The organism is Actinoallomurus acaciae, assembly GCF_042429965.1.
Taxonomy (GTDB): domain Bacteria; phylum Actinomycetota; class Actinomycetes; order Streptosporangiales; family Streptosporangiaceae; genus Actinoallomurus; species Actinoallomurus acaciae.
Genome location: NZ_JBHLZP010001128.1, coordinates 1 through 236, shown reverse-complemented (window position 1 = coordinate 236; position 236 = coordinate 1). Strand labels below are relative to the sequence as shown.

At 68.2% G+C, this 236-nt stretch carries 1 pseudogene (running past one end of the window); it reads right to left on the bottom strand.

The window, feature by feature from the left end:
* A pseudogene (locus tag ACFFNX_RS51055) lies at positions 1-127 on the bottom strand (IS110 family RNA-guided transposase); its annotated part reaches 1,013 nt to the left of the window's first position; the annotation flags it as partial.
* Positions 128-236 lie beyond the last annotated feature (109 nt).

Genomic DNA, 236 nt, shown 5'->3' with positions numbered 1-236 from the left:
TGAGCAGGTCCGGTTCGTCGTTGGCCACTCGTCGCGACAGCAACCGGTGCCCGCCGGCGTCGATCACCACGCAGTGGTGGTGGGTCTTTCCAGCGTCCACACCGGCCCAGATCTGAGGCATGGGCACCTCCGCAGTCTCGAGGGGTCATGGTCCCGCGGACGACCTCGCCGTCGTGGCCCTGCACAGCGATCTGCTCGCACATCCCAATCAGCGGCCGAGTCGTCCTGGGGGTGCC